Source organism: Nitrosomonas sp. (genome assembly GCF_020852615.1).
GTDB lineage: Bacteria > Pseudomonadota > Gammaproteobacteria > Burkholderiales > Nitrosomonadaceae > Nitrosomonas.
The window spans coordinates 131,904-157,439 of sequence record NZ_JADZAJ010000023.1; the positions used below are offsets into that span (position 1 = coordinate 131,904).

The 25,536-nt window shown below is 50.3% G+C and carries 25 protein-coding genes; 16 read left to right on the plus strand and 9 right to left on the minus strand.

Annotated features, from left to right (window positions below):
- Nucleotides 1-13 precede the first annotated feature (13 nt).
- From IT527_RS05620 to IT527_RS05660, 9 genes are all read left to right on the plus strand, one after another.
- Nucleotides 14-1,039, plus strand: a complete 1,026-nt coding sequence (locus tag IT527_RS05620; RefSeq protein ID WP_292967515.1) for an alpha/beta fold hydrolase — start codon at nt 14-16, stop codon at nt 1,037-1,039.
- A 94-nt stretch (nt 1,040-1,133) separates the two neighbouring features.
- Entirely contained in the window at nt 1,134-2,444 is a 1,311-nt protein-coding gene (gene phoR / locus IT527_RS05625; RefSeq protein ID WP_292967517.1) for a phosphate regulon sensor histidine kinase PhoR, read from the plus strand.
- A gap of 313 nt (nt 2,445-2,757) precedes the next feature.
- Nucleotides 2,758-3,012: an RNA chaperone Hfq gene (hfq, locus tag IT527_RS05630; protein WP_292967519.1), complete on the plus strand. Its 255-nt coding sequence runs from the start codon at nt 2,758-2,760 to the stop codon at nt 3,010-3,012.
- Nucleotides 3,002-4,210 carry a GTPase HflX gene (gene hflX, locus IT527_RS05635; protein WP_292967521.1) on the plus strand — a complete coding sequence of 403 codons (1,209 nt, stop codon included), beginning with the start codon at nt 3,002-3,004 and terminating at the stop codon, nt 4,208-4,210. The genes hfq and hflX overlap by 11 nt, the downstream gene beginning before the upstream one ends.
- Nucleotides 4,211-4,215: 5 nt before the next feature.
- The gene (gene hflK / locus IT527_RS05640; RefSeq protein ID WP_292967523.1) at nt 4,216-5,400 is read left to right on the plus strand and encodes an FtsH protease activity modulator HflK; all 1,185 of its coding nucleotides are present in this window, start codon (nt 4,216-4,218) and stop codon (nt 5,398-5,400) included.
- Nucleotides 5,400-6,278 carry a protease modulator HflC gene (hflC, locus tag IT527_RS05645; RefSeq protein ID WP_292967525.1) on the plus strand — a complete coding sequence of 293 codons (879 nt, stop codon included), beginning with the start codon at nt 5,400-5,402 and terminating at the stop codon, nt 6,276-6,278. Before hflK ends, hflC begins: the two co-directional genes overlap by 1 nt.
- A 157-nt stretch (nt 6,279-6,435) precedes the next feature.
- Complete coding sequence (locus tag IT527_RS05650) at nt 6,436-6,621, plus strand: DUF2065 domain-containing protein (protein ID WP_292967527.1); 186 nt, start codon at nt 6,436-6,438, stop codon at nt 6,619-6,621.
- Between the two features lie 74 nt (nt 6,622-6,695).
- Nucleotides 6,696-7,871 (plus strand): ATP phosphoribosyltransferase regulatory subunit, encoded by a 1,176-nt coding sequence (locus IT527_RS05655; protein ID WP_292967529.1) that lies wholly within the window; start codon nt 6,696-6,698, stop codon nt 7,869-7,871.
- Between the two features lie 212 nt (nt 7,872-8,083).
- Nucleotides 8,084-9,382, plus strand: coding sequence for an adenylosuccinate synthase (locus tag IT527_RS05660; RefSeq protein ID WP_292967571.1), 1,299 nt, complete (start codon nt 8,084-8,086; stop codon nt 9,380-9,382).
- Between the two features lie 71 nt (nt 9,383-9,453).
- Here IT527_RS05660 and IT527_RS05665 read toward each other — a convergent pair whose 3' ends face one another.
- The 5 genes from IT527_RS05665 to IT527_RS05685 form a co-directional block, all read right to left on the minus strand.
- The gene (locus tag IT527_RS05665; protein WP_292967531.1) at nt 9,454-9,771 is read right to left on the minus strand and encodes a hypothetical protein; all 318 of its coding nucleotides are present in this window, start codon (nt 9,769-9,771) and stop codon (nt 9,454-9,456) included.
- 518 nt (nt 9,772-10,289) lie between these two features.
- A complete protein-coding gene (locus IT527_RS05670; RefSeq protein WP_292967533.1) occupies nt 10,290-10,592 on the minus strand; it encodes a hypothetical protein in 303 nt (100 codons plus the stop codon).
- Between the two features lie 192 nt (nt 10,593-10,784).
- Nucleotides 10,785-13,133 carry an endopeptidase La gene (gene lon, locus IT527_RS05675; protein WP_292967535.1) on the minus strand — a complete coding sequence of 783 codons (2,349 nt, stop codon included), beginning with the start codon at nt 13,131-13,133 and terminating at the stop codon, nt 10,785-10,787.
- A 178-nt stretch (nt 13,134-13,311) separates the two neighbouring features.
- Entirely contained in the window at nt 13,312-13,761 is a 450-nt protein-coding gene (locus tag IT527_RS05680) for a CBS domain-containing protein (protein WP_292967537.1), read from the minus strand.
- A 33-nt stretch (nt 13,762-13,794) separates the two neighbouring features.
- Nucleotides 13,795-14,211 carry a BCAM0308 family protein gene (locus tag IT527_RS05685; RefSeq protein WP_363278065.1) on the minus strand — a complete coding sequence of 139 codons (417 nt, stop codon included), beginning with the start codon at nt 14,209-14,211 and terminating at the stop codon, nt 13,795-13,797.
- On the opposite strand from IT527_RS05685, the gene IT527_RS09715 reads away from it, so the two are divergent.
- Entirely contained in the window at nt 14,155-14,412 is a 258-nt protein-coding gene (locus IT527_RS09715) for a hypothetical protein (protein ID WP_363278067.1), read from the plus strand. The genes IT527_RS05685 and IT527_RS09715 overlap by 57 nt on opposite strands.
- An 89-nt stretch (nt 14,413-14,501) precedes the next feature.
- Here the strand turns inward: IT527_RS09715 and IT527_RS05690 are convergent, their stop codons facing one another.
- Nucleotides 14,502-15,659: a DUF2235 domain-containing protein gene (locus IT527_RS05690; protein WP_292967541.1), complete on the minus strand. Its 1,158-nt coding sequence runs from the start codon at nt 15,657-15,659 to the stop codon at nt 14,502-14,504.
- Nucleotides 15,660-16,046: 387 nt separating this feature from the next.
- Between IT527_RS05690 and IT527_RS05695 the strand changes: the two genes are divergently transcribed.
- The 3 genes from IT527_RS05695 to IT527_RS05705 are packed head-to-tail and all read left to right on the plus strand — an operon-like array spanning nt 16,047 to nt 19,880.
- A complete protein-coding gene (locus tag IT527_RS05695) occupies nt 16,047-18,425 on the plus strand; it encodes a hypothetical protein (protein WP_292967543.1) in 2,379 nt (792 codons plus the stop codon).
- Between the two features lie 59 nt (nt 18,426-18,484).
- Complete coding sequence (locus IT527_RS05700; protein WP_292967545.1) at nt 18,485-19,123, plus strand: FmdE family protein; 639 nt, start codon at nt 18,485-18,487, stop codon at nt 19,121-19,123.
- Nucleotides 19,124-19,178: 55 nt separating this feature from the next.
- Nucleotides 19,179-19,880 (plus strand): arginine N-succinyltransferase, encoded by a 702-nt coding sequence (locus IT527_RS05705; protein ID WP_292967547.1) that lies wholly within the window; start codon nt 19,179-19,181, stop codon nt 19,878-19,880.
- Nucleotides 19,881-20,006: 126 nt separating this feature from the next.
- Here IT527_RS05705 and IT527_RS05710 read toward each other — a convergent pair whose 3' ends face one another.
- On the minus strand, nt 20,007-20,933 hold the full coding sequence (locus IT527_RS05710) for a cytochrome c (protein ID WP_292967549.1): 927 nt from the start codon (nt 20,931-20,933) through the stop codon (nt 20,007-20,009).
- Nucleotides 20,934-21,021: 88 nt separating this feature from the next.
- Between IT527_RS05710 and IT527_RS05715 the strand changes: the two genes are divergently transcribed.
- Both IT527_RS05715 and IT527_RS05720 read left to right on the plus strand, forming a co-directional pair.
- The gene (locus IT527_RS05715) at nt 21,022-21,198 is read left to right on the plus strand and encodes an NAD(P)/FAD-dependent oxidoreductase (RefSeq protein ID WP_292967572.1); all 177 of its coding nucleotides are present in this window, start codon (nt 21,022-21,024) and stop codon (nt 21,196-21,198) included.
- Between the two features lie 212 nt (nt 21,199-21,410).
- Nucleotides 21,411-22,898 carry a helicase HerA-like domain-containing protein gene (locus IT527_RS05720; RefSeq protein ID WP_292967551.1) on the plus strand — a complete coding sequence of 496 codons (1,488 nt, stop codon included), beginning with the start codon at nt 21,411-21,413 and terminating at the stop codon, nt 22,896-22,898.
- A gap of 131 nt (nt 22,899-23,029) precedes the next feature.
- Here the strand turns inward: IT527_RS05720 and IT527_RS05725 are convergent, their stop codons facing one another.
- Nucleotides 23,030-24,181 (minus strand): hypothetical protein, encoded by a 1,152-nt coding sequence (locus tag IT527_RS05725; protein WP_292967553.1) that lies wholly within the window; start codon nt 24,179-24,181, stop codon nt 23,030-23,032.
- Nucleotides 24,182-24,725: 544 nt separating this feature from the next.
- Here IT527_RS05725 and IT527_RS05730 point away from each other — a divergent pair.
- On the plus strand, nt 24,726-24,863 hold the full coding sequence (locus IT527_RS05730; RefSeq protein WP_292967555.1) for a hypothetical protein: 138 nt from the start codon (nt 24,726-24,728) through the stop codon (nt 24,861-24,863).
- Nucleotides 24,864-25,051: 188 nt separating this feature from the next.
- Here IT527_RS05730 and IT527_RS05735 read toward each other — a convergent pair whose 3' ends face one another.
- The gene (locus IT527_RS05735; protein ID WP_292967557.1) at nt 25,052-25,441 is read right to left on the minus strand and encodes a type II toxin-antitoxin system death-on-curing family toxin; all 390 of its coding nucleotides are present in this window, start codon (nt 25,439-25,441) and stop codon (nt 25,052-25,054) included.
- Nucleotides 25,442-25,536: the final 95 nt, after the last annotated feature.

Genomic DNA, 25,536 nt, shown 5'->3' on the forward strand with positions numbered 1-25,536 from the left:
GTGCCGGCCTGCAATGACAGCCCCTGCTTTTCTGCATAATTCCGGTATGGCTGAGGTGTATCGTGCCCCCAAATGGTTGCCGGGCGGGAATGCTCAGACCATTTATCCTTATTTTATTAACCTCAATTCGTTAATCGGCTATCGACGCGAGCGCTGGGAGATGGATGATGGTGATTTTGTCGATATTGACTGGCTGGAAGGTGCGCCGGATAAGCCACTGGTGATTTTACTGCACGGCCTGGAAGGCAGTTCACAAAGCCATTACGCGCTGAGTCTCATGCGTTTTCTGCAAAAATTGCACTGGCGTGGTGCCGTAGTTCATTTTCGTGGCTGTTCCGGCTATCCCAATCGCCTGCCGCGCGCTTATCACGCGGGTGACTCGGCTGAAGTGGATCGTATGTTGCGTTATATTGTGCATCAGAATGATTTGCAGGAACAGGATAGCGCCTGTTATGTCGTGGGTGTTTCGCTGGGTGGTAATGCGCTATTGAAATGGCTGGGTGAACAAGGTACACAAGCAGCCACATTGATTGCCGGTGTGGTGGCTGTTTCTGTCCCGCTTGATCTGGCTGCAGCTGGTGAAGTACTTGATTCCGGCTTCAATCGGGTTTATACACACCATTTTTTAACTACCCTCAAACACAAGGCACTGAAAAAGAACAAGCAATTTCCCGGTTTGCTGGATGCCAGAGCAGTTGCAGCCTGCAGATCTCTGTATGAGTTTGATAATCTGGTAACGGCGCCATTGCACGGTTTCCGGGATACAGATGATTACTGGTATCAATCCAGCAGCAAACCCTGGCTTGGATCGGTTCAAGTGCCAACCCTGCTGATCAACGCGCGTAACGATCCTTTCCTGCCTGAGAGTGTCCTACCGCAAAAATCAGAAGTTTCTTCTCTGGTTTCACTTGAATATCCGCAAGAGGGAGGGCATGTAGGTTTTATGCAGGGTACTTTTCCGGGAAGCCTGGATTGGTTGCCGCAACGTATTGTGAGTTTTTTTTCATCGTTATGTGATTCGGCTGTTATCCGGGTGTGAAGGGCGAGAGCAGAGAAAGCAGATATCGCCATGGTTAACGTTAACCGGATTTGCTGAAGTAAACAGAGAAAGCCCTACTCTCATTTGTAACCACGTGAACTCTTTCTGGCTAAGTATTGCCCCTGTTTTATGGTTATCCCTTATTGCCGCTGTAGCGGCAACGCTGCTGGATGCTGCAATCGTTCTGGGTTTATACAGCGCGATCCTGCTGGGAATCATCGTTTACCATATCCATACCCTGCATTGTCTGGATCAGTGGCTGCATCATTCTGACCTTTCCTATTCGACGATACCTGACCGATCCGGTTTGTGGGGCGTGGTATTTGCCAGACTGGCACGCTTCATGCGGCGTTATGACAAGGAACGCCTGGGGTTGAACACTTCGCTGGAGCGGTTGCAGCGCGCGACATCCGCACTGCCGGAAGGCGTTGTTATTCTGGGTGACAAGGATCAGATTGAGTGGTGCAATACAGCAGCCGAGCAGCACCTGGGGCTTAGCCTCGAAATGGATGCCGGGCAACATATAACCCGTATGGTGCGTCAGATACGGTTTGTGAGCTACCTTGAAACAGGGGATTTCAGTAAACCTTTTCTGCTGAAGCAATCACGTCTGCATGATGCACTGCTCCTGATCCAGATCGTACCTTATGGCGACAGGGAAAAATTACTGATCAGTCGGGATGTGACACGTTTTGAGAAAATCGAGATTATGCGGCGTGATTTTATCGCCAATGTTTCTCATGAACTGCGCACTCCTCTGACTGTAATTGGCGGGTTTCTGGAAACGCTGCTGGAAGAAGGCAGAATAACAGGTGAAATGGAGAGAAAGGCGCTGCGGTTGATGTCAGATCAGGCAACCCGTATGCGCCGGCTGGTGGAAGATCTGCTGACACTTTCCCGACTGGAAAGTGCTGGAAACAGTCTGGCAGAGGAGAAAGTGGATGTTGCCAGGCTCCTGCAGGAACTTTATCAGGAAGCCCAGTCACTGAGCGCCGGGCGTCATACCATATCACTCAACCTTGCCAGTCATGCCATGCTGCTTGGAAGTGAAGATGAATTGCGCAGCGCTTTTGAAAATCTCATCAGTAATGCAGTGCGCTATACCCCGGAGAATGGCGTGATTTCTTTAAATTGGGCAGTGAATAACGGCAGGGGACTGTTTTATGTGCAGGATAGCGGTATTGGCATTGAACCGGGTCATATTCCCCGGCTGACAGAACGGTTCTACCGGGTGGATCGCAGCCGTTCCCGTGAAACAGGGGGTACCGGTCTTGGCCTTGCCATCGTCAAACATGTCCTTAACCGCCATCAGGCAAGCCTGGAAATAACCAGCCAGCCCGGGTCGGGAAGTACTTTCAGAATCTGGCTCCCTGTTAATCGGGTAATACAGGCAGAAGCAGCGTAGTTCGATCAGATCATTTTTTGCTGCTGTCACCGGGTGATCGACTGACAGTTACTTGCGGGCTTGAGTATCTGAACAATTTGTGCCCTGATCCGGAATGCGTACGGTGTTAGACTTCTCGTTTTGTGCGACTTATACTTTAGCACGCTAAATATTCGGGGTGAGTTTTCATGAATTTTTGATTTTCTCTTGCTGATCTGGTGATGTAGGCCGATTTTCAGATCATGATAAAAATGTTGCCCGGAACCAGCCGGCTAACCCGGAAGGGTGTTTGTACCAAATCAAATAACTAAAAATTCACCAGGGAGGATGAACAATGGGCATTAAGGGACAATTACTGCAAGATCCTTTTTTGAATGTTTTGCGTAAGGAACGTATTCCGGTTTCTATTTACTTAGTCAATGGGATCAAGTTACAGGGACAGATAGATTCTTTTGACCAGTATGTGGTTCTGTTAAAAAATTCTATTACACAGATGGTTTATAAACATGCCATCTCCACCATAGTTCCGGCCAAAGCAATTTCAATTCCGGCACCTGCCGAGACCCAGATCGAGCAAGATGAATCATGATGTTGTTACAGGAAGTGCGATTGATAACACTGCGATATTAGTAGGTATTGATTTTGGTGATGGAGATAAGGAAAGTCTGGAAGAATTGCGGGAGCTGGCCCGCAGCGCGCAGCTTTCTGTTGTATCTGTTGTAGAAGGAACACGAAAGCGACCTGATCCGGCCGCTTTTATCGGTAAGGGCAAGCTGGAAGAAATCAGACAGATTCGGGAGCAGACGCATGCGGCAGTCGTGGTATTCAACCACGAGCTGTCCCCGATACAGCAAAGGAACCTCTCCACGGCACTGGCTTGTCGTATCATAGACAGAACCAGCCTTATTCTGGATATTTTTGCACAGCGTGCTAAAAGTCACGAAGGTAAATTACAGGTTGAACTGGCCCAGCTGGAGTACCTTTCAACGCGGCTGGTGAGAGGCTGGACACACCTTGAGCGCCAGAAGGGGGGTATTGGGTTGCGCGGGCCGGGTGAAACTCAGCTGGAAACAGATCGTCGTTTACTGGCCAAACGTGTAAAGCTGCTGAAGGAAAAACTTGCCAGCCTTAAACGACAGCGTGAAGTGCAGCGGCGCGCAAGAAAGCGCGCAGAAATGTTATCTGTCTCCATAGTGGGTTATACCAATGCCGGTAAGTCAACATTGTTTAACCGGCTGGTGCGGGCAGAGACATACGCGGCAGATAAACTGTTTGCTACGCTGGATACGACAACCAGGAGGTTGACACTTCCGGAACGTGGCACAATCGTAATCTCTGATACGGTTGGCTTTATCCGGGATTTGCCGCATACACTGGTCGCTGCATTCCGGGCTACTCTGGAAGAAACAATTCAGGCAGATCTGCTTCTGCATGTGGTTGACGTTTCCAGCTCCAATCGTGATGTACAGATCAGAGAAGTTAACAGGTTATTACAGGAAATTGGAGCGGATACGATACCGCAAATCCTGATCCTGAATAAGACTGATCTCCTTGATGAGCAGTGCCCGTCCGGGAATTACATGCGTGATGAGTGTGGTAGAATCAGGAACATCCGTCTTAGCGCAAAGACAGGGGCGGGTTTTGGTTATCTGTACGAAGCGCTGGCAGAAGTGCTCGATCAGAATTTGAACAAAGCAGAGCAATGTTCAGCAACACCAGTTTCAGCAAAACCAGCAAGCATAAACGGCAATGTCCGTGCCACTTTTATAAATAATGAAAAGGACTAAATCACATGGGCTTGAATGATCCGCAGTGGGGGAAAAGGAGAGGTAACTCGGGACCCCCTGATCTTGATGAGATTGTGCGCAATTTTAACCGGAAGTTGAACGAAATTTTTGGGAAGAAGGGCGGAGGGAGTGATGACGGAGATTCCAGTGATGGAGGCTCCGGTATGCCTAGTGGTAAAGGTATTGCAGCGATTGTTGTTCTGCTTGTGCTGGCCTGGCTTGGCAGTGGTTTTTATATTGTTGATGAAGGTCAGCGCGGTGTAGTGCTGCGATTTGGCAAGCATGTGGAAACAACACAGCCGGGCTTGCGCTGGCATATTCCTTCACCGGTTGAAGTGGTGGAGTCAGTCAATATCGGCCAGGTACGTACGGTGGAAATTGGTTATCGTAATAACGTTCGCAGCAAGGTACTGAAGGAATCCCTGATGCTGACGGACGATGAAAATATCATTGATATCCAGTTTGCCGTGCAATATATCCTGAACAGTCCGGAAAATTTCCTGTTCAAGAATCGTGATCCGGAGAGTACTGTCCTGCAGGTGGCTGAAACGGCGATCCGCCAGGTAATTGGAACCAGCAAGATGGATTTTGTTCTGTATGAAGGGCGTGAAGAAGTCACCACCAAAACAACCAAACTGATGCAGGAAATACTTGACCGTTACCAGATTGGGATATTGATCAACCGGGTAACGATGCAGAACGCACAACCTCCTGAACAGGTACAGGCTGCCTTTGATGATGCTGTGAAAGCAGGCCAGGATCGTGAACGGCAAAGAAATGAGGGGCAGGCATACGCCAATGATGTAATCCCGAGAGCGCAAGGTGGCGCAGCCCGTTTGCTGGAAGAAGCGCTGGGATACAAGCAGCGGGTGATTTCAGCAGCGACGGGTGATGCCAGTCGTTTTGTACAGGTGCAGGCAGAATATACCAAGGCTCCTGAAGTGACACGTGAGCGTATGTACTTAGATACTATTCAGCAGGTTTTATCCAGTACCAGCAAGATCCTGATTGATCAGGAAAAAGGGGGCGGGAATTTACTTTATCTGCCATTGGATAAGCTGATTCAGACGGATTCTGCTGCAACCAGGCCTTCTGCCGCACCAGTCAGACAGCAAAGCGAGCCTCAAGAGTCAGATGTCAGCTCACGTACACGTGAGTCTTTTCGTAGCCGTGAACGGGAGACAAGATAATGAAAGCAGTTTCATCTGTATTTGCCGGGCTTTTGTTTATGCTGGCGGTATTGGGTAGCTCTGCCGTTTACACTGTTGATGAACGTGAACAGGCTTTGCTGTTTCAGCTGGGAGAAGTGGTGGGGGTTAAAACAACTCCTGGTATCTATTTCAAATTACCTTTCTTCCAGAATGTTCGTTTTTTTGATTCCCGTATTCTGACAATGGATTCGGAGGAACCTGAGCGTTTTATTACATCCGAAAAGAAAAACGTTCTGGTGGATCTGTTTGTGAAGTGGCGTATTGTGGATGTCAAACAATACTATGTCAGTGTGCGTGGAGATGAGACATTGGCTCAGACCCGTCTTGCACAAACGATCAACTCCAGTATGCGTGACGAATTTGGTAACCGCACTGTGCATGATGTGGTCTCCGGAGAGCGTGACAAGATTATGGAAATCATGCGCCAGAAGGCTAACGCGGACGCCAGCAAGATTGGGGTGGAAGTTGTTGATGTGCGCCTCAAGCGTGTAGATCTTCCCCAGGAAGTGAGTGAATCTGTTTATCGCAGAATGGAAGCTGAGCGTAAACGGGTAGCTAATGAATTACGTTCAACCGGAGCGGCCGAAGCAGAAAAAATTCGTGCTGATGCTGATCGTCAACACGAGGTAATTCTGGCAGAAGCCTATAGCGAAGCTCAGAAAACGATGGGTGAAGGGGATGCACAGGCCACAGCAATTTATGCCGAGGCTTTCCAGAAGGATGCCAAGTTCTATGGATTCTACCGGAGCCTGGAGGCTTACAGAAAATCCTTCAGGAACAAGGAGGATATTCTTGTTCTGGAACCCAATTCCGAGTTTTTCAAATACATGAAAAATCCTTTGGATCGTAAAAAATAAATACCTGAATCTGATATGCGGTTACTTGAGCGCCTTCTGAAATATTATCTGTGTTGTCATTACTTCGTTAAAAACAGGTATATCGAAGCGTGCCGACTGACATGTGCAGATGGCTGCTTATCAGGTCATGTACTGTTGCTAAAATCCAGGGTTTGATATGTGGGATACCTTTCTGAAAGCAATTGCATTAATGCTGATACTGGAAGGTATCTTTCCTTTTTCGTTTCCGGGTGCCTGGCGGGATGCCTTTCTCAAACTGATGCAAATGGAAGACGGTCAGATACGATTAATGGGCCTCAGCACCATGCTGGTCGGCCTTATCATTCTTTTCCTGGTTAGCTGACTGCTCTTTTTCCTGATGACTTTGAGTATTTCTGCTTTTGATCCGGCTGCAATATTTTCCGGCCAACATTAAAAATGCGTAATTGGCTGCTTCCTGAATATATCGAAGATGTACTGCCGCGAGATGCTTACCGTATAGAGAAGATACGCCGGCTTATCATGGATATGCTGTTTTCTCACGGATATCAGTTTGTGATGCCGCCCCTGCTGGAATATGTGGATTCTTTGCTGGCCGGGAGTGGTAGTGGCATGAATTTACGCATGTTCAAGGTAGTCGATCAGCTCAGTGGCAGGATGATGGGGTTGCGTGCGGATATGACACCGCAGGCTGCCCGGATTGATGCGCATCTGCTGGACAATAGCGGGGTGACACGGCTCTGTTATGCCAGCAGTGTGGTGCATACCGTTCCGGATGAGATTACTCGCACAAGAGAGCCTTTTCAGGTGGGGGCCGAGTTATTTGGCCATCCCGGCATTGAAAGTGATCTTGAAATCCAGCGTCTGTTGCTGGAGTGTCTGTCTGTTTCAGGTATTCAGATCATCCATCTTGATCTGGGGCATATCAGGGTTTTTCGCAGTCTGATCCATGATTCAGGAATCAGGCCCGAGTTTGAGATAGAGCTTTATGCGGCATTGTGGGCCAAGGATACCAGCTCACTCAGAGAACTGGTTCTCACAGGGTTGAATAAACGCCTGGACAAATCAGTGCGGGATGCACTGCTGCTGTTACCGGAGCTGTATGGCGACAATACGGTGCTTCAGCGTGCACGCCAGTACCTGCCAAAATTTCCGGAGATCAGTGAGGCGCTGGATCAACTGGAATACGTTGCTAAAACATTGAAACCTTATGTTGATCGAATCACTTTTGATCTGGCCGATTTGCGGGGGTATCACTACCATACCGGTATGGTATTTGCCGCCTATACACCGGGTTGTCCTGCCCCTGTCGCCCTGGGCGGACGCTATGATGAAATCGGTAAATCATTTGGCAGAGCGAGGCCGGCAACCGGATTCAGCCTGGATCTGAAGCAGTTATCGCGGCTGACGGCGATAAACGATTATCCTCTGGGAATTTTGGCGCCATGGAAACCGGAGGATGAAAAACTTACAGCAATGATCCGCCAATTACGTGCTGAAGGGCATATTGTGGCGATAGAACTGCCTGGAGAAAACAGCAAAAAAGTGTCAGGTTGTGATAGACAGCTGATTTTTCAGAATGACAGCTGGGAAATCAGTCCGATTACAGGGTAAACGAGAGAGGCTTTGTAAAGACCGGCCGGGGAGTTAACACCCTGTTAATCCTGCAAGTTCAGTAAGCCCCCTTTGGGGAGTAGGCTCTGCCCAACCTGGTGGTAATAACAAAGTGGGAATTGGCCCTGCGTTCAGCCGAAAATATTCAAGCACCGCACTGTTAACAGTACGGTGCTTTGTTTTGGAATAATTTTTTAAGAGATCAATAGGGTCTGGCCAGGAATGTTGTAGTCATTGGAACGCAATGGGGAGATGAAGGTAAGGGCAAGATCGTCGACTGGCTGACTGACCGGGCTGCAGGAGTGGTCCGCTTTCAGGGCGGCCATAATGCCGGTCATACACTGGTGGTAAATGGTGAAAAAACCGTGCTGCATTTAATCCCTTCCGGGATTTTGCGTGAGAATGTCATTTGCTACATTGGCAATGGTGTTGTGCTGTCTCCAGGGGCTTTGCTGGAAGAAATGGATATGCTGGAACAGGCCGGTGTGGATGTATCCGGAAGACTGCGTATCAGTGAGACCTGTCCCTTGATTTTGCCATATCACGTTGCGATTGACAGTGCCCGTGAACTGGCAAAAGGCTCAGAAAAAATCGGTACAACCGGCCGCGGAATCGGCCCGGCTTATGAAGACAAAGTGGCACGGCGTGCAATTCGTCTGCAGGATTTATTTCATCCGGAACGGTTTGCCTGCAAACTGAAGGAAGTACTCGACTACCATAACTTTCTGCTGAAAAACTACTACCATACTGCAACGGTTGATTATCATCAGATTCTGGAAGATTGCCGGGCAAAAGCTGAAAGAATCCGGCCAATGGTTGCTGATGTTCCCAAATTACTGTTTGAGGCCGGCCAGGCCGGAAACAGCCTGCTGTTTGAGGGAGCGCAGGGTGCGCTGCTTGACATTGACCACGGCACCTATCCTTATGTTACTTCCAGTAACTGCATTGCTGGTGCAGCTTCAGCAGGCAGTGGTGTTGGGCCGCAGATGCTGAATTATGTGCTGGGCATTACCAAAGCCTACACAACCCGAGTGGGTTCAGGCCCTTTCCCAACCGAGTTATCGGATGCAACCGGGGAACATCTGGCACGGCGCGGCCATGAATTTGGTTCCACTACCGGACGCCCGCGCCGTTGCGGCTGGTTTGATGCGGTTGCCGCCAGGCGCTCCATTCAGATTAACGGTGTTTCAGGATTGTGTATCACCAAGCTTGATGTGCTCGATGGTCTGGAAATGTTGCGTATCGGGGTCGGTTATCAGTCAGGCCGGTTAGGCAGGGTTTATGATGCACTGCCCTTTGGTGCGGATGATCTGGCAGGAGCTGAGCCGATTTATGAAGAACTGCCAGGCTGGCAGGAATCCACAGCCGGAATCCAGGATTTCAGCAAACTGCCCCGGGCGGCACAGAACTACCTTAAACGGATGGAAGAAATCTGCCAGACACCTATTGCCATGATTTCAACCGGCCCCGACCGGGAAGAAACGATCGTCTTTCACCATCCTTTCAGCTAAATACCAATCCTGGATGGGTGAGGTGAAGTCTGGCAGCTTTCACCATATTTCACTGCTTTGTTTCTTTATTTTTACTGGTGCCATTTCTGGTAGAGATCTTCAGAATTGTCATTCCATCTCTTCTTGGCAGCAGACAGGCTTTCTTCGGCCCTTTGTTGGGCCTGCTGTGCAGCCTGCAGCGCTTTCTCGGTTTCAGCCGCTTTTTCCTGGTAGTAACGCAGGTTATCCTGTTTGATTTGTACCTCTTTCCTTGCATCGCTGAGCCGGTTCTCAGCATCTTTCATCTGTTCATAAGCCTGACTGGTTTGCTGCTGCAGATTTGACAGATTACCCGCCATCACTGTAGCAGGCGAGATCAGCAATAGTAAGACCGTAGCAAGAAGTTTCATTCCTCGTTTCCTTGAAAGAGTTAGTATTTTTCACAAGCCATAAGGGACTTAACGCATTATAACGGGCATGAATGCTAAAGGGAGATTCAGCCATGCGTATATGAAATAGTGCACACCGTTATAAGTGAAAAAGGTACAAAAAAAAGCAACCCCCCTCATTTGGGCGGATTGTCCATCAACAGATTAAAACCACCGGCTAAAGCCAGTGGTTGTTTAGGTTTCGCCGTCTGTGAACAGCAGTTTTTTTGCCTGCTTTTACCTTGTACTGTCTTTTATCTGCTGCATCAGGGAAAATACAGCTTGTTGTGGCTTATGCAGTAGCCAGCGTGGTTGCTGGTTTGCTGGTGCTGTATTCTTTCGATTTTTTGTTGGTGATGTAGAGCTGAGAACTTGGCCGATGACGTGTGTTTGCAGTTACCGTGCGGCCTTGCCCGGTTGTAACCCTGTCGCCAGCCAGTGAAGGCATAATATCTCCATTTGTGATGAGGTCAGATCAGGGTAAATCTGGCAGAAAACAGTTATGAACCGTGTGTTTCGGCCAGCAGATGGCCGATTTTCTGGAGGTCGGCACGGATTGCTGCCGGTTTGCGTTTTAGCCGGTCGGCAAGCACTTTCGAGTTGGTTGTCTCCAGTAAAATACAGGCTTCGAGCAGATGGAGCAATGAAGGCGGAAGGATTTTTCTGTTATCAAAATCGCTGATCAGGCGTGCCACATGCATCCTCGCACGCCGCAGCTGGCCGGCTTCATACGCATGCTGGCGGTTTTCATATTTATCGTGGAGATGCGGGGGATTTATCGTGATCTGTGCTTTATTCTGCATGAGGCTTGCTCCTTTCATTGGGTCAGGGTGAAAGAATAGGGGGCCGTACTTGTCAGGCATATAACGAATAGAGAGTTTGTTTGCCTGATAGTTCGAAACTCTAACTCAGGCTTCACCTGATAACCATGTGACAAATTGTCGCTGCTGCAAAACCGGCTGTCAGCAGTCATGGCCGCGCAAACGGGCAAGGCATCAGCTTTGCCGGATGCTTAGCGCCGCCTGAACAGCATCATCGGCGGTTTCCAGAAAAATAAACTGCATGGCGGCGCGTGTGGCTTCCGGCACATCATGCAAGTCCTTCCGGTTCCGGGCGGGCAGCAGTACGGTTTTAATGCCGGCACGCTGTGCAGCCAGTATTTTTTCCTTAATGCCACCCACTGGCAGAACCAGTCCGCGCAGACTGATTTCACCCGTCATGGCCACGTCATGCCGTACCGGTCGGCTGGTAAACAGCGAAGCCAGTGCGGTAAACATTGCTACGCCGGCACTGGGTCCATCCTTGGGAATGGCGCCGGCAGGCACGTGCAAATGCACATCAATGCCATCAAATGCGAATGATGGAATGTGTAAATCACTGGCGCGCGCTTTTACCAGCGTGAGTGCCGCCTGCGCACTTTCTTTCATCACATCACCCAGTTGCCCGGTCAGGATCAGGCGGCCGCTGCCATTCACGCGCGTCGCTTCAATAAACAGAATGTCACCGCCCACCGGTGTCCATGCCAGGCCGGTAGCCACTCCCGGCAGATCGGTGTGCAGTGCCAGCTCATGCTCGTATTTTTCCGGCCCCAGAATATCAGCCAGATTGGCCGCATCGATCTGTACCCGTTGCTGCTCACCTCGTGCAATTTTCAGGGCGGCATGGCGCATGATCCGGCCGATTTCACGCTCAAACTGGCGCATTCCGGCTTCGCGTGTATAGCTGGAGACAATACCTTGCAGCGCGGCGGGTGTCAGCAGGCATTGATCCGCCTGCAGACCATTGGCTTCACTTTGCCGCTGCACCAGATAACGCTGCGCGATCTGCAGTTTTTCCTCCGGTGTATAGCCCGGCAGATCAATGATTTCCATACGATCGCGCACAGGGGGTGAAACCTGATCAATGACGTTGGCAGTGGCAATGAACACGACACGGCTTAAATCGAATGGCACACCCAGATAGTTATCGCGAAATGTCGCATTCTGCTCCGGGTCCAGGATTTCCAGTAATGCAGCCGATGGATCACCATGTGCACTGGCAGTCATTTTGTCGATTTCATCCAGCATCATCACACAGTTGCGTGCGCCAGCCTTGCGCAGCCCCTGAATGATATTGCCCGGCATCGCACCGATGTAGGTCCGGCGATGTCCGCGCATTTCCGCCTCATCATGCACGCCACCCAACGACACCCGGACAAATGGACGCTGGAGTGCGCGCGCGATGCTCTGGCCAAGTGAAGTTTTTCCCACCCCGGGCGGACCCACAAAACAGAGAATGGGCGCGCGACCTTGTGGCTTCAGCTTTTGTACGGCAAGAAATTCAATGATGCGCTGCTTGATGCGTTCCAGCCCGAAATGATCAGCTTCAAGCACGTCATGTGCCGTATCGAGATCAATCGGTTTATCTTCCGGCAGCTTCCACGGCAATTCCGCCATCCATTCCAGGTAGGTATGGAGCATGGAAAACTCGCTGGATGCAGCCGGCATTCGCAGCAGACGCTGTAGTTCCTTGCGCGCCTGCTGCTCAATATCTTCCGGCATTCCGGCTGCCGTGATGGCTTCATCCAGCCGGGCGATTTCCTGTTCATTTTCGCCATCTTCACCGAGTTCTTTCTGGATTGCCTTCAGCTGCTCCCGCAACAGATACTTGCGCTCGCGATCTTCCATCTGTTCCTTGGTGCGTGCACTGATTTCCTGTGAAAGCCGCAAGACTTCAATACGCCGCGCCAGGATTTGCAACACCTTGTTCAGGCGCTCTTCGATATCGATGGTTTCCAGCAGCTTCTGTTTTTCGGCCACTTCGGTGTCGAGCAGGCTGGCAGTGATGTCTGCCAGATCAGAAGGTGCACGGGTAGCCTGCAATGCATGTGCCAGCTCGGCCGGTACACCCGGCAACAGTGACACAATTTCCATCGCCCGTTCACGTAACTGCAGCGAAAGGGCTTCTATCCGTGTGCTGCCTTGTTCCGTTGCTTCCGGGATGCGTTCGATGCGTGCGGCAAGAAAGGGATAGCCCTCAACCAGTGCCATGATCCGGAAGCGTTCGACACCCAGGCATACAGCGTGATGTGTGCCATCTTCAGCAGCAATATGCCGCACAACATTGGCGATAGTACCGATCGGGCAAAGTGTATCCAGCCCGGGTTCTTCAACAGCCGGATCTTTTTGCAGCACGATGCCAACCGGCATTTTTGTTTGCAGGATATGCTGAATTGCCGCTACTGACCGTTCCCGGCCAACCACAACGGGCATAATGACATGCGGAAACAGGACGATATTACGCATCGGCACCAGTGCGATAACATCAGCGGGTAATTCAGTCAGGACAGGGAGGGGTTGTTCCATAGCGTTTACTCGTTTACTCTCAGGAATGATTCACTGGCACCAATATTGAGCGCTTTAATGGAAATTCAACCTGGGCCGCTATTGAATGGGGGGCTCAATAAGGTGTATCCAAAGAGTTGCGTCGCTACACCTTTTGGGTTTAGCTGGAACCGGGCGTGTAGTGGTTCAATAATCCCGGTCAGGAGCGATGCCGTTCTTCTTTTTTTTGCTCCCACCGGATCAGTTTGGCCAGATCAAGCATTTCTTCCGACAGGATTTCCAGCACATCATCCATTGTCAGGATTCCGATCAGTTCACCTGTATCACTGATGATGGGTAATCGGCGAATCGTTTTCCGGCGCATGAAACTGATGGCTTCATGTGTGGCGGTACTTTCTTTTACGCTGAATAATTCCTGCATCATGATATCGCCGACAGTGATGACTTTTTTGTCCAGTTCGGTGGCCATGACTTCCACCACCAGATCGCGATCGGTAATGATGCCGACGGGTACGACACGGCCATCCGATTTGTCAGCTACGACGATAGCACCGACGTGATGCTGGCGCATCAGCCTGGCGGCTTCCTGCACTGATTGGTCACGTTGAATGACAACGACTTCACGATTGCAAATTTCCCCGACAGTCATGGCAACCTCCTGTAGTTTTTGATAGTGGGCCGGTTAGCGTGACCAGTACACGCGCAGTAAATTTTCATCCTGGTTGTATTGAAGTTCCAAATTACCCTGACAGGCATTATGAACGGCCTCGCCGAGGCCACGCGCCAGGTGGATATCTGTGGTGGTGATCAGTAATTCACCTTCCTGCTCTTCCATGGCGATAATGCGCTGCAGCGGATGTTGGGATTTTTTTGTTTTTTCAAAATTCTGAACAAGCTGTAGAATTTCATTGTGATGCGCTTTGAAGAAATCACCTTTCAGCGTTATATAGCCGGCAGGATATGCATCATGGATACGCTGACAGGCGGGGCAGGTGTGTGGATTTGCACTGGCCGGCACTTCGATCCATTGCCAGCGGCCTTTATGGAACACTGCCCTGCATTGCGGGCATACGGTTGGCTCCGGCAGCTTTCCTTTAATTTTGTAGACGTCATCAACCCGTTCCTGAAAAACAGTGTCTTGCCGGGCAACTTGCCGAAATCCGGGTTGAATGTGCTTGATATTCACGGTCGCATCCTCCTTTCGGGTGAATGGTTGATTTTGCCGGGAACGGCCCTTGCTGATGTTTTAAAACACTGGAGCCACCCCTTTACTGGTTTTTTATCTTGCGCCGCCGGATGATTTTGTCAAGCATTTTGTCGAATGGCACATGAGTGGAAAACCAGGTGTGTAAATGTGTGATCACAAATGAGTCATCTTTATTTACCTGTTTATTTGTCTATAACATTGGATGGTCTGTATTTCTGGTTAGAGTGATTGATTTTCTGAATGACAGAGCTGTCCAGGCTCCCCGTGTATTCCTGTACCGGTTGGGCTGGAGGATTTCCGATAAAAGGCTGAATATTGCCCTTGTCCGCAATAGGGCGAACGTACTCACCAGTCCAGGTAAGATCAGGCAGTACATTTTTATATTTATCCGGAACCCAGCCGGCTAACCCCGGCAGCTTCACCAATAGCACGGTCAGGATGCGGTAACTGATTTTAAGTGAGTTTCTGGGCATTTCCTGCACATCGGGACTGAATGCAGGATTGGATATTCTGCCTAAATCGAGATTTAACCCTTGCGCAGCAGCCTTGCCTGCCATCCATTCCAGTGCCAGATCGGATAATCCGGTGCTGTCATAACCGCCTCCGATATTGGAATGCACACCAGGAAACCATTGCTGCTCGAAATTCGAGGGATTGTGCCTGCTGCCCGGGCTCATCAGTGTCGGCTGAAACGGTAATCGCCGTTCGTCAACAGCCAGGGCGTGATAAGCACTTTCAATGATGGAGCTGAGCTGCGTATCGTGAAATCCGGTTTTGAATAATTTATCGGCGATCGAGCCCAGAATGACACCAAAGGGCATCCCCAAAGCACCAACCGTATCAAAGACACCCAGGAATTTAACGGTTTCATTCCCGCGGGTATGTTCCTGCCTGAATGCCTGCGCAGCAGATGCATCCGGGTGCCAGTCAGGAGATTTATCTTTGTAAATCTCATAAGCGCGATCAATCAGATATATTTTTTCGCGTTTCAGTATGCCACTGTTGCGAATCAGGCCGGCAAGACTCCTTGCCGCATAGGCGCCACGACTGAAACCAAAGATAAAAATTTCATCACCCGTCTCGTAATTACTGACCAGAAACCGGTAACCTTCCTTGATGTTGTCAGAAATGCCGTAACCGAATCCACCTCCTTTAAGCCGCTCGGACTGTCTGGTGCCAACCCCGCGAATGTATTGCACAAGCTGGGGCATGTCCTGCTTATCAGCGGGAAGGGCGGCCTCAAAGAGTTTGGTAATGTTGGTGGGGCAGGATCGCCCGTTTCTGTCATGCTGATCCTCACGATTCCATGTTCCATCAAAAAATACAGCCAGTTTTTTCATGATTCAGCCCCTCCCGAAACGGATTATCCAGACTAAATAATTAGACCAGTTGGATCAGGCTTTGTTAAGAAGTAGATGAAGTACAGGAATCTGTTATGTATGGCTCATCCAGCGTTTCAGTTTCTTGGGAATCAGGGAAAAGATTCGCTATATCACATTGATTTAATTGTTAATAAATTTTAAAAAACAGGGTTTTTCAAGGTATTCTATTGGCGCAGTAAAAGCAGAGAATTTCTGAAAGATGTCAGCAGGGCAATTTTTAGAGATTCCGTAACATAATCAGCCAGCTTTGGCGCATCACGCTGCAAAATTACCACCATCTGGTATGGACTAAACCGGTATTTTCAGGGTTCCCGGGTAACTGACAAGAATAAAAAAGGAGATTTTATGGATACAGCATCACACAAGTGGCATTTTTTCCGCTCGGGTGGATTTGATCAGGTTCGTCTGGAAACAGGGGAAGATATTCAGGCACTGGCAGAACTTGATCCCAAGCTGTGGGCAGCATTGAGCTGTCCGGTAGCCAATCTGGAGTTTGACCGGAAAACCCTGGAATTTCTTGATACGGACCAGGATGGCCATGTCCGGGTAACGGAAATCATCGCAGCGGTGAACTGGGCCACAGCCATGTTGAAAGAGCCGGGCAGTCTGCTTGAAGAATCACCGTTACTGCCTTTGCAGGCCATCAATGACGGCAGCAAAGAAGGCGCCGCCCTGCTGGCTTCTGCCAAACAGATTCTGCATAACCTGGGTAAAGATGATGCAGAAGTGATCGGGATTGATGACACGGCCGATCTGACCAAAATTTTTGCCAGCACAAAATTCAATGGTGACGGCGTTGTGCCGCCCGCTGCAGCAGCGGATACAGACACTCGCGTCGTGATGGAAGAAATCATGGCCTGTGCGGGATCCGAGCTGGATCGCTCAGGTTCACCGGGCGTTTCAGAAGAAAACGTCAACCACTTCTTTGATGAAGCGCGCGCCTGTTCAGAATGGTGGCAGGAAGCCGAGCAGGACGCAAACAGCATATTGATATTAGGAGAGGCAACCGGGGCGGCCAGGGTGGTTTTTGACAACATCAGGATCAAGATCGATGATTATTTTACCCGTTGTCACCTGGCGGAGTTTGATCAGCGCGCGAGCGATTCCCTGAACCCGGTACTGGCAGGTTATGAGGCACTTGCCGGCCGGAATCTTTCCCCGGCTTCTGAACAGCTGATCGATTTGCCATTAGCCAGAATTGAGGCGACACAACCGCTGTCACTGATAAGCGGAATCAATCCGGCCTGGTCACAGGCTGTAACAGAATTCAGGAATCAGGTGGTGACTCCGCTGATGGGGGTGCGCGATGCATTAACCAGCGAGGAATGGAAAAATTTGTGTCAGAAATTTGCGGCACATCAGGCCTGGCTGGATAACAAACGGGGAGCGGCGGTAGAGAGTCTGGGCATTCAGCGCATCCGCAGTATTTTGTCAGGTGGCTATCAGGATGCGATTCTGGCGCTGATCCAGAAGGACAAGTCTCTGGCCAGTGCTTCTGATGCAATCGAATCGGTAGAAAAGCTGATTCGTTATCATCATCATTTGTTTCAGTTGCTGAACAACTTTGTATCCTTCCGCGATTTCTACACGGGTCGCGCCAGGGCAGTTTTTCAGGTGGGGACATTGTATCTGGACGGACGCAGTTGTGATTTCTGTCTGCATATCGGCGATGTCGCACAACACAGCACCATGGCAGCACTGAGTGGCACTTATCTGGCGTATTGCACATGTAAACGGCGCGGCGATGCTGATCAGCAGATTAATATTGTCGCAGCCTTTACCAATGGCGATGCAGATAACCTGATGGTGGGACGTAACGGCATTTTTTACGACTGCAGAGGGCAGGACTGGGATGCAACCATCACCAGGATTGTGGAACACCCGATCAGCGTACGGCAGGCATTCTGGTATCCGTATAAACGGATTGGCAAGATGATTGGTGAACAGATTGAAAAAATCACCAGTGCACGTGAACAGGCCGTGCAGGATCAGGCTGCTGCCGGTATTACAGGTGCCACGCAGACAGCGGAAGCGGGCAAGGCGCCTCCGGTACCATTTGATGTCGGTAAATTTGCCGGTATTTTTGCAGCCATTGGTCTGGCGGTTGGCGCAATCGGCACGGCGATTGCTTCCGTGGTAACAGGATTTCTCAGCCTGGCATGGTGGCAAATGCCGTTGTCAATAGTGGGACTGATTCTGGTCATTTCCGGGCCTTCAGTATTGCTGGCCTATCTCAAATTGAGAAAGCGCAATCTGGCACCTTTGCTGGATGCCAACGGCTGGGCAATCAATACCCGTGCCATCATCAATATTCCTTTCGGCACTTCATTGACTCAAATAGCTGCCTTGCCACCTGGCGCTCAGCGCTCACTGAGTGATCCTTATGCCGAGAAAAAAACACCCTGGAAATCGTATCTGTTTATTTTGCTGCTGGCAGGGGGACTGATTTACCTGTGGCAGACGGGTTATATCAATGAAAATACGGTGAACCAGTTGCGTGATCGCGTAACCGGCGCTATTACAGCACAGCCCGCAGTTAGCGAAGTAAATGAGACAAAAAAAGCGGGATCTGAAGAAAAAAGTACGACAGAAGCCCAACCTGCACCCGCAGCCAAACCTGCTGCCGGGTCAGAAAAAACCAGCGCCACAAGTGAGAAAGTGGTAACACCGGTGGTATCACCCGATACGGTAATACCGGCGGCAAAGCCTGCCAACACTAAATAAAAGTATCCTGAAATCTGCAGCATTGCAATGCGGGACTAAACAGCTAAGGAGTTTTCGTAATGGATGAATCAACATGTGAACAGAGTTTTCCGGATTTTTTTGCTGATGCGCCTGCTGTGACCGTACAGGACCCGCTTGCCCGGTTTCTCGGTGCGGCACGTGACGGGGTCATGGAATACCGCTATGCCGATGCGGTACGGCTGGCGGGGCATTCCTGCCCGACGGTGGCCGGTACCTGGCTGATGACGCTGCACGGTCTGCGTGCGCTGTACGGGGATGAACTGCCGGTGCGTGGCGAAATTGAGGTTTACATGGCGGATGCACGCGATGCCGGCACTACCGGCGTTATGGCTACGGTGGCGCAACTTGTCACCGGTGCAGCACCGGAAACCGGTTTTCATGGTATTGGCGGACGTTTTGGGCGCAATAACCTGCTGCATTTCGATCAGCCGATGCAGGGCACGATCGGTTTGCGCCGCAAGGACACGGGAGCGGCAGTACAGGTGGAGCTGGATGCCTCGGTGGTGCCCTGGCCAGATGAAATGCGTGCACTTCTCCCGAAGGCGGCGAGCGGACAGGCCAGTACGGCTGAGTTGCAGCGTTTTGGCGAGTTATGGCAGGAGCGTGTGCGCAAAATGCTGGTTGAGCATGCTGACGATGGGGCGATGGTGCAGGTAAGCAGCTGGACGGTGAGCTGACATCGTATAAGTTTTCTGAAGACAGCCTGTTCTGTTTAATTTGGATGGACTAAAAATGAATTCAACTGGGAACACCGAAAAAAATACCAGTCTGCGCTGGCCGCATGTACTGCTGATTGTTACTGGTACGATCGCTCTGACTATTATTGGAACTTACTGGGTACTCACCACCTATATTTTTGTTTCATCCTTTGAGCCGGTTGAGCTGAGCCAAAAGGAAGAAAAGACGTTACAACAGAAGCTTCGGTCGATTGGTTACGATTTTTCCTTCTCATCTTCGCAGGCAAACCAGAGGGATGACACCCGGAATGAGATCAGTAAAGAGGGATTCCTGAAGCCGGAAGCCTACTCCGAACAGGGAGCAAAGCGTGAGATCAGCTTTACCGAGCGGGAAATAAATGCATTGCTGGCCAAAAATACCGATCTTGCACAAAAACTGGCGATTGATTTTTCCAATGATCTGGTAAGTGCACGTCTGCTCATTCCGCTTGATGAAGATTTTCCGGTAATGGGCGGGAAAACGTTGCGTCTGAACGCCGGCCTTGGCATGGCTTATCGCAACGATAAGCCCATTATCATCCTCAAGGGTGTCAGTATCATGGGGGTGCCTGTTCCCAATGCCTGGCTGGGCGGGTTGAAAAATATGGATCTGGTCAGTGAATTTGGTGTGGATCCCGGTTTCTGGAAATCTTTTTCTGATGGGGTGGAGCACATTCAGGTAACGGATGGCAAGATCGACATTCGTTTCAAAGAGTAATTTTCGAATATGTTTCCGGTTGTGGGGGAAATGGTCGGATCGGGCTTGCCGGGCAAGCGGTAAGCATTTCCAGTGCTGTTTATGGCTTTCTTCAGGCAGCTGTGATTATGGTTTAGGAACCTCTTTTTAATACAAAAATGGCAACACAGGTAGTTTTTCAGAGGCTCCTTTACTGTTTTCTGCAGGCTGCATGATGCGCTTCACATCCCTCATGGCGGTCAGATAGGCAATGATTTCTTCTATGACCTTTTCCCGTTCCGGTATTTCTGCAGCCAGAGCTGGCATGGTGGTGTTGTAGCGCAGGCTGGCCGGGTTGTCTATCCATTGCTTCAGGTATCCGGGGCTGAAGTATTCGGTTATGCTGACCGGGTAATTCAGTTCGGGTGCTTTGCCACCTCCCTGACCATTGATCGTATGGCACGCCATGCAGTATTTGCGAAAATGCAGAAATCCCCGCCTGGTTTCCGCAGATGCACCGGCTGGTGGAAACATTCCCGGAAAACGTGCCGCAAAAGAAGCCAGCTCAATATGGGCAATCTGATAAGGCATATCGGAAGCGCCTTCATCGAGCAAGGCGGGAGATTTCAGGTTGTCCCATATCAGGTAAACAGGCCCCAGCGCGACAATTTCATGATTCTGGAGTGTGTTACTGAGTGTAAATGGGGTGTTGTCCGCACTGGCAACAGCGAGATAAGCATCGTAAGTGAGGAATTTCACAACCGGAATGCCGGGCTGGTAGCCATCCCGGCAGGTGAAGATGATTTCATCCGCTGTTCGCCAGCCTGGACCGAACATCTGGTCAAAAATGGATTGTACTGGATAAACTTTGTATTGCCGCTCCCTGCCTTCGTGTACTTCAAAAACTTTCACAGTTTTCTGCCTGGCGAGGGTATTCAATTCTGTTGGCTTCAGAGATTTGACGAGCCCATCCGGATTTCTGAATTCGATAGGCACTTCAACCGCGTTGGCCTGTACACAAGCCGGACTGGTAAAAACGATTAGCAGAAATACACTCGTAAGTGCATGAAGCAGGGCATGAGGGTATAAAAGCATTTGTTTATTATCCAATTTTTTTGAATCGACAGGGGATCGGTCATCCGGAATATGCAGTATTTTCCAACTGTTTTTATATAGCCAGCGTATTTGTGATAAGTGGAAAGCAAACGAACAGCCCGACCTGTTCTTTATCGGCGCAGTGGCGGATGCCGCTACCGGCCATCCGGGTGGCTTCAATTTCCAGCGGGCCTGGTCCTCGGGCTGCGTCGCCAGGCAGCATCAGCATGTGCAGGTTTGTCTTGTTAACACCATGCCGGTATGATGAAATCGGTCGCGTGCCATACGTTGTTGCGCTCTTCGTTTGCCACGTATTTGCTGCAAGACAGCCATAATATTTGCACCGTACAGGGGAGTTGCCGGGGTACAAGAATATGGCAACAACCATGATCTGTACTTATGTATGAAACAGAGGCGGGCGTGGTGTGGCCGGGCCCGTCTGGCTGAATTTTAATCCACAACTTCAGGGACCTTTTTATGACCGAGCCTCTCCTCATTGCCAAATCCGGCAACACTGAACTGGCTATTCTGCCGGGTATGGCCAATCGTCACGGGCTGATTGCCGGAGCAACCGGCACAGGCAAGACCATTACGCTGCAAAGTCTGGCAGAGCAGTTTTCGCGTGCCGGGGTGCCGGTGTTCATGGCGGATGTGAAGGGTGACCTTTCCGGCATGTCCCGGCCGGGCGGGGGTAATGCCAGGGTGGAAGCGCGTGTGGCGGAGCTGGGATTGAAAGGCTTTAGCCACACGGCCTGCCCGGTGGTGTTCTGGGATGTGTTTGGCCAGAAGGGGCACCCGGTGCGAGCAACGGTATCTGATATGGGGCCGTTGCTGCTGGCGCGTATGCTGAATCTGAACGATACCCAGAGCGGGGTGCTGACAGCGATATTCCATATTGCCGATGACCATGGCTGGCTGCTGCTGGATCTGAAGGATCTGCGCGCGATGTTGCAGCATGCGGCGGAAAACGCCAGTAGCTACAGTGCGGAATACGGCAATATTTCTGCCGCCAGTGTCGGTGCCATCCAGCGCAGCTTGCTGCAACTGGAGCATGAGGGTGGCGATCGGCTGTTTGGCGAACCTGCGCTCAATTTTGGCGATCTGATGCAGATTACCGAAGACGGGCGCGGCGTAGTCAATATCCTGGCGGCAGAGACGCTTTACAACTCACCGCGCGCTTATGCCACGCTGCTTTTGTGGTTGCTTTCCGAGCTGTTCGAGAATCTTCCCGAAGTGGGTGATGTGGAAAAACCTCGACTGGTATTCTTTTTTGACGAAGCGCATCTGCTGTTCAACGAGGCGCCCGCTGCGCTGCTGTCCAGAATCGAACAGGTGGTGCGGCTGATTCGCTCCAAGGGCGTTGGTGTGTATTTTGTCAGCCAGAATCCGCTGGATATTCCGGATGCGGTGTTGGGACAACTGGGAAACCGTGTCCAGCATGCCCTGCGCGCCTTTACACCACGCGACCAGAAAGCGGTGCGGGTGGCGGCCGAGACCTTTCGCCCCAATCCGCAAATCAATGTGGAGGCGGCCATTACCGAGATGGGTGTGGGCGAGGCGCTGGTTTCCCTGCTGGATGAAAAGGGACGCCCCCACCCTGTGGAGCGCGGCCTGGTCGTGCCGCCGGGAAGCCGGGTGGGGCCGGCCACCGAGACAGAGCGTCAGCAGGTCATTCGCGATTCCCAGTTGTACGGGCATTATGAACAGCTGGTGGATCGGGAATCAGCTTATGAAATCCTCAAGGTACGCGTCGCAACATCGCCGGAACAAGCGCCGAATGAAGCCGATCGTGGCTTTAACTGGGGTGAGTTGCTGGGTGGCAGCACCGGACCGCGCGGCGGGCGGCACGAGGGCGTCGTAGAGGCGATAGCCAGGAGCACAGCACGCACCATTGGCTCAGAGCTTGGGCGCCAAGTGATCCGTGGTGTGCTGGGTTCTATTTTTGGTGGCGGACGACGGCGCTGAACCAACCGGGTGGGTGCATCATAAAAAAGGCTGCAGGATCTGCAGCCTTCGTGGTATTGGCACTTGCCAGCAACAAAATAGATGTCCTCTTTTGTTGCTTTGATTGAGGGTGCGTAACGCTCTGAGATACGTCAGTGTCCTGCAAGATTTGGCGTAATCAAATAGGGCCAACGATCGGCGTGAATAAGCATCTGTCCCCTGTTATTGAGTTTGGCGGCGAGGTCTTGGTTGATGTCCAGGCCAAGCGATCTGTTGAGATTATAGAAATTGTCCTTGATCCACAAATAGGTATGCCCGATTGATGCTCCCATCGGGGGTATCGGGTAAGAAGTTGACTGGTGACCGATTACCCAGTCCATATTATTTATGTCATACGTCTTGCACGAGTCTTTCTCGCAATCAATCGAATGGATCTCTCCGTCATATATTTTGAATCGATTTGCTTCATGGGCTACAAAATGCCCAATATCATTTATTGCAGAAATCTGGCCACGCATTTCAGGTAATTCAAAAAATTCACCTTCAACAAATTTGAACGGACGACTTTTCTCGAAGACGTGCGGTTTTTTTGGATCAAGGATCGGGCCGGTATTTCCCCCGACAACCAGGCCCGATGCATTAATTACCGAATTGAAAAAGTAATGGAAGTTGTGGTACCAGTTTTTTTCTATCATGTGCAAACTTCCGCTAACATAAACGAAGCCAATAAATTTGTCTTTTTCGCCAGCAAGACCAAGGGCTCTGGTGTTTATTCCAACTGCGTCTCCCCGGTCATTCAAACCCAGTACCATGAAATCGCTGGTTGGCCAATCAACTTTCACAGGCTTTAATTTGCCAGGCTGCGCATAGGAAAGTACCAGGGAATATGCTGAGGTTTGATGAGTAAATTGCCCAGGCTGGCAGTACCCTGCGATTAATCCCGTATTGGTGATCGCTTTCAGCAAAAAATAGCCCTGGCACGGATCGTCAAATCTTGACAATTTTCCATCAGCAAAGATAAAGATCTGTCCCCGGGATGGGGGTGGCGGTGTATATATGCCAGCCACATGCCCCTTGTCATTTATGACGTGCGCCTTTGCGTAACTGAAGCCGAACTTGGATCCCTTGTTTTTTATTTTAAGTTCATCGGGAATGATGGGTGTGACGGTGTAACGAAATGGCAATGCAGCCCCGCAGCCACTCAATAATGAAATAATCAGTGAAATAAGAAAAATGGAGAATATATTGCCGCAAGAGCCCGGTGGGGGAGTGCTCGCAGAAGACATGGCGATGGAATTATTCATAGGCTTGAAATACAGATCCTTTGGCAAGACTAACGCCCTGATTTCAGCCGATGCTGTGGGCAATCGGCTGTGACAAAGTGTTAGATCAAACAAATAACAGCTACTGATAAATCAGTGGGAGCAAGAGCGGGCAAAAACACGATACCTGAATATTGTGAACCCTGATAGGGTGGAGAGCAGGTTTCACGAACTCTTTGGGGCTGCGAATTACAGCCATTTCTGATGGCACGAGTGGCAAAAGAATCCTGTTTTGCCACTGCACCATGCTTCTATAGTTCGATTACTATGGATGGAAACCGCTTTGCACCTGGAGCAGCGAAAGGTTTTTTCTTTTGGCTCCCGCTCTTCTCTCGTTTGGGAAGCAATTTCCCGACAAATGCGAATATTATAAAGGCGATAACAGCAGTGGTTGCTGTATTTTCAGTGTGCATGCTTAATCTTTTCTACATCCTCAACGTTTAAATTGAGGGAAATAAAATGGATAGCCTGTTGTTTTGTTTTTTCTTTTGTTTTTTTGTTTGCGACGGTGGCCGGTACCTGGCTGATGACGCTGCACGGTCTGCGTGTGCTGTGCGGGAATGAACTGCCGGTGCGTGGCGAGATTAAGGTTTACATGGCGGATGCACGCGATGCCGGTATTACCGGGGGGGGCCTGTTCCCAATACCTGGCTGGACGGGTTAAAAAATATGGATCTGGTCAGTGAATTCGGTGTGGATCCCGGTTTCTGGAAATCTTTTTCCGATGGGGTGGAGCACATTCAGGTAACGGATGGCAAGATCGACATTTGTTTCAAAGAGTAACTTTCAATGCTCTTCGTCGTTCAGTGGCTGTGTATTTAGCCATATTGTGATGGAATGGACCGATATTTGTTACGTTGCAATTGAGTTATGTTCCATGAACAATCTGAACCCATGCTCGTCAAGAGAGTCCTCAGCAAGCGAAATTATGGCTTGTGCTGAATCTTCTTCGTTAGCGGTAAACTTGCAGCCATTGAGTTCAAGAAATAGCACACCAATTACAAATCCTGTCCGTTTATTCCCATCCACAAAAGGGTAGTTTTGCAGAATTCCACTTGTGTAAGTGGCAGCCAAAAGGAAAATATCAGGCTGCTGATCGTAGACAAAAAAATTAAGCGGTCTTGCAAGTGCTGATTTCAGAAGATTCCTGTCACGAATACCTGATGCACCGCCATGCAGAAAAATTAAACGCTCATGAATGGCAAGGACGTCTTGTTCGTTTATCCAGACAGGCGTTGTCACTTGGCCAGTACATGGAGCGTGTTACGGTACCGATTACATATATCTTCTACCTTTGCCATTTTTTCGCCGAATGAAGGATCGTATGGTGTAATAAG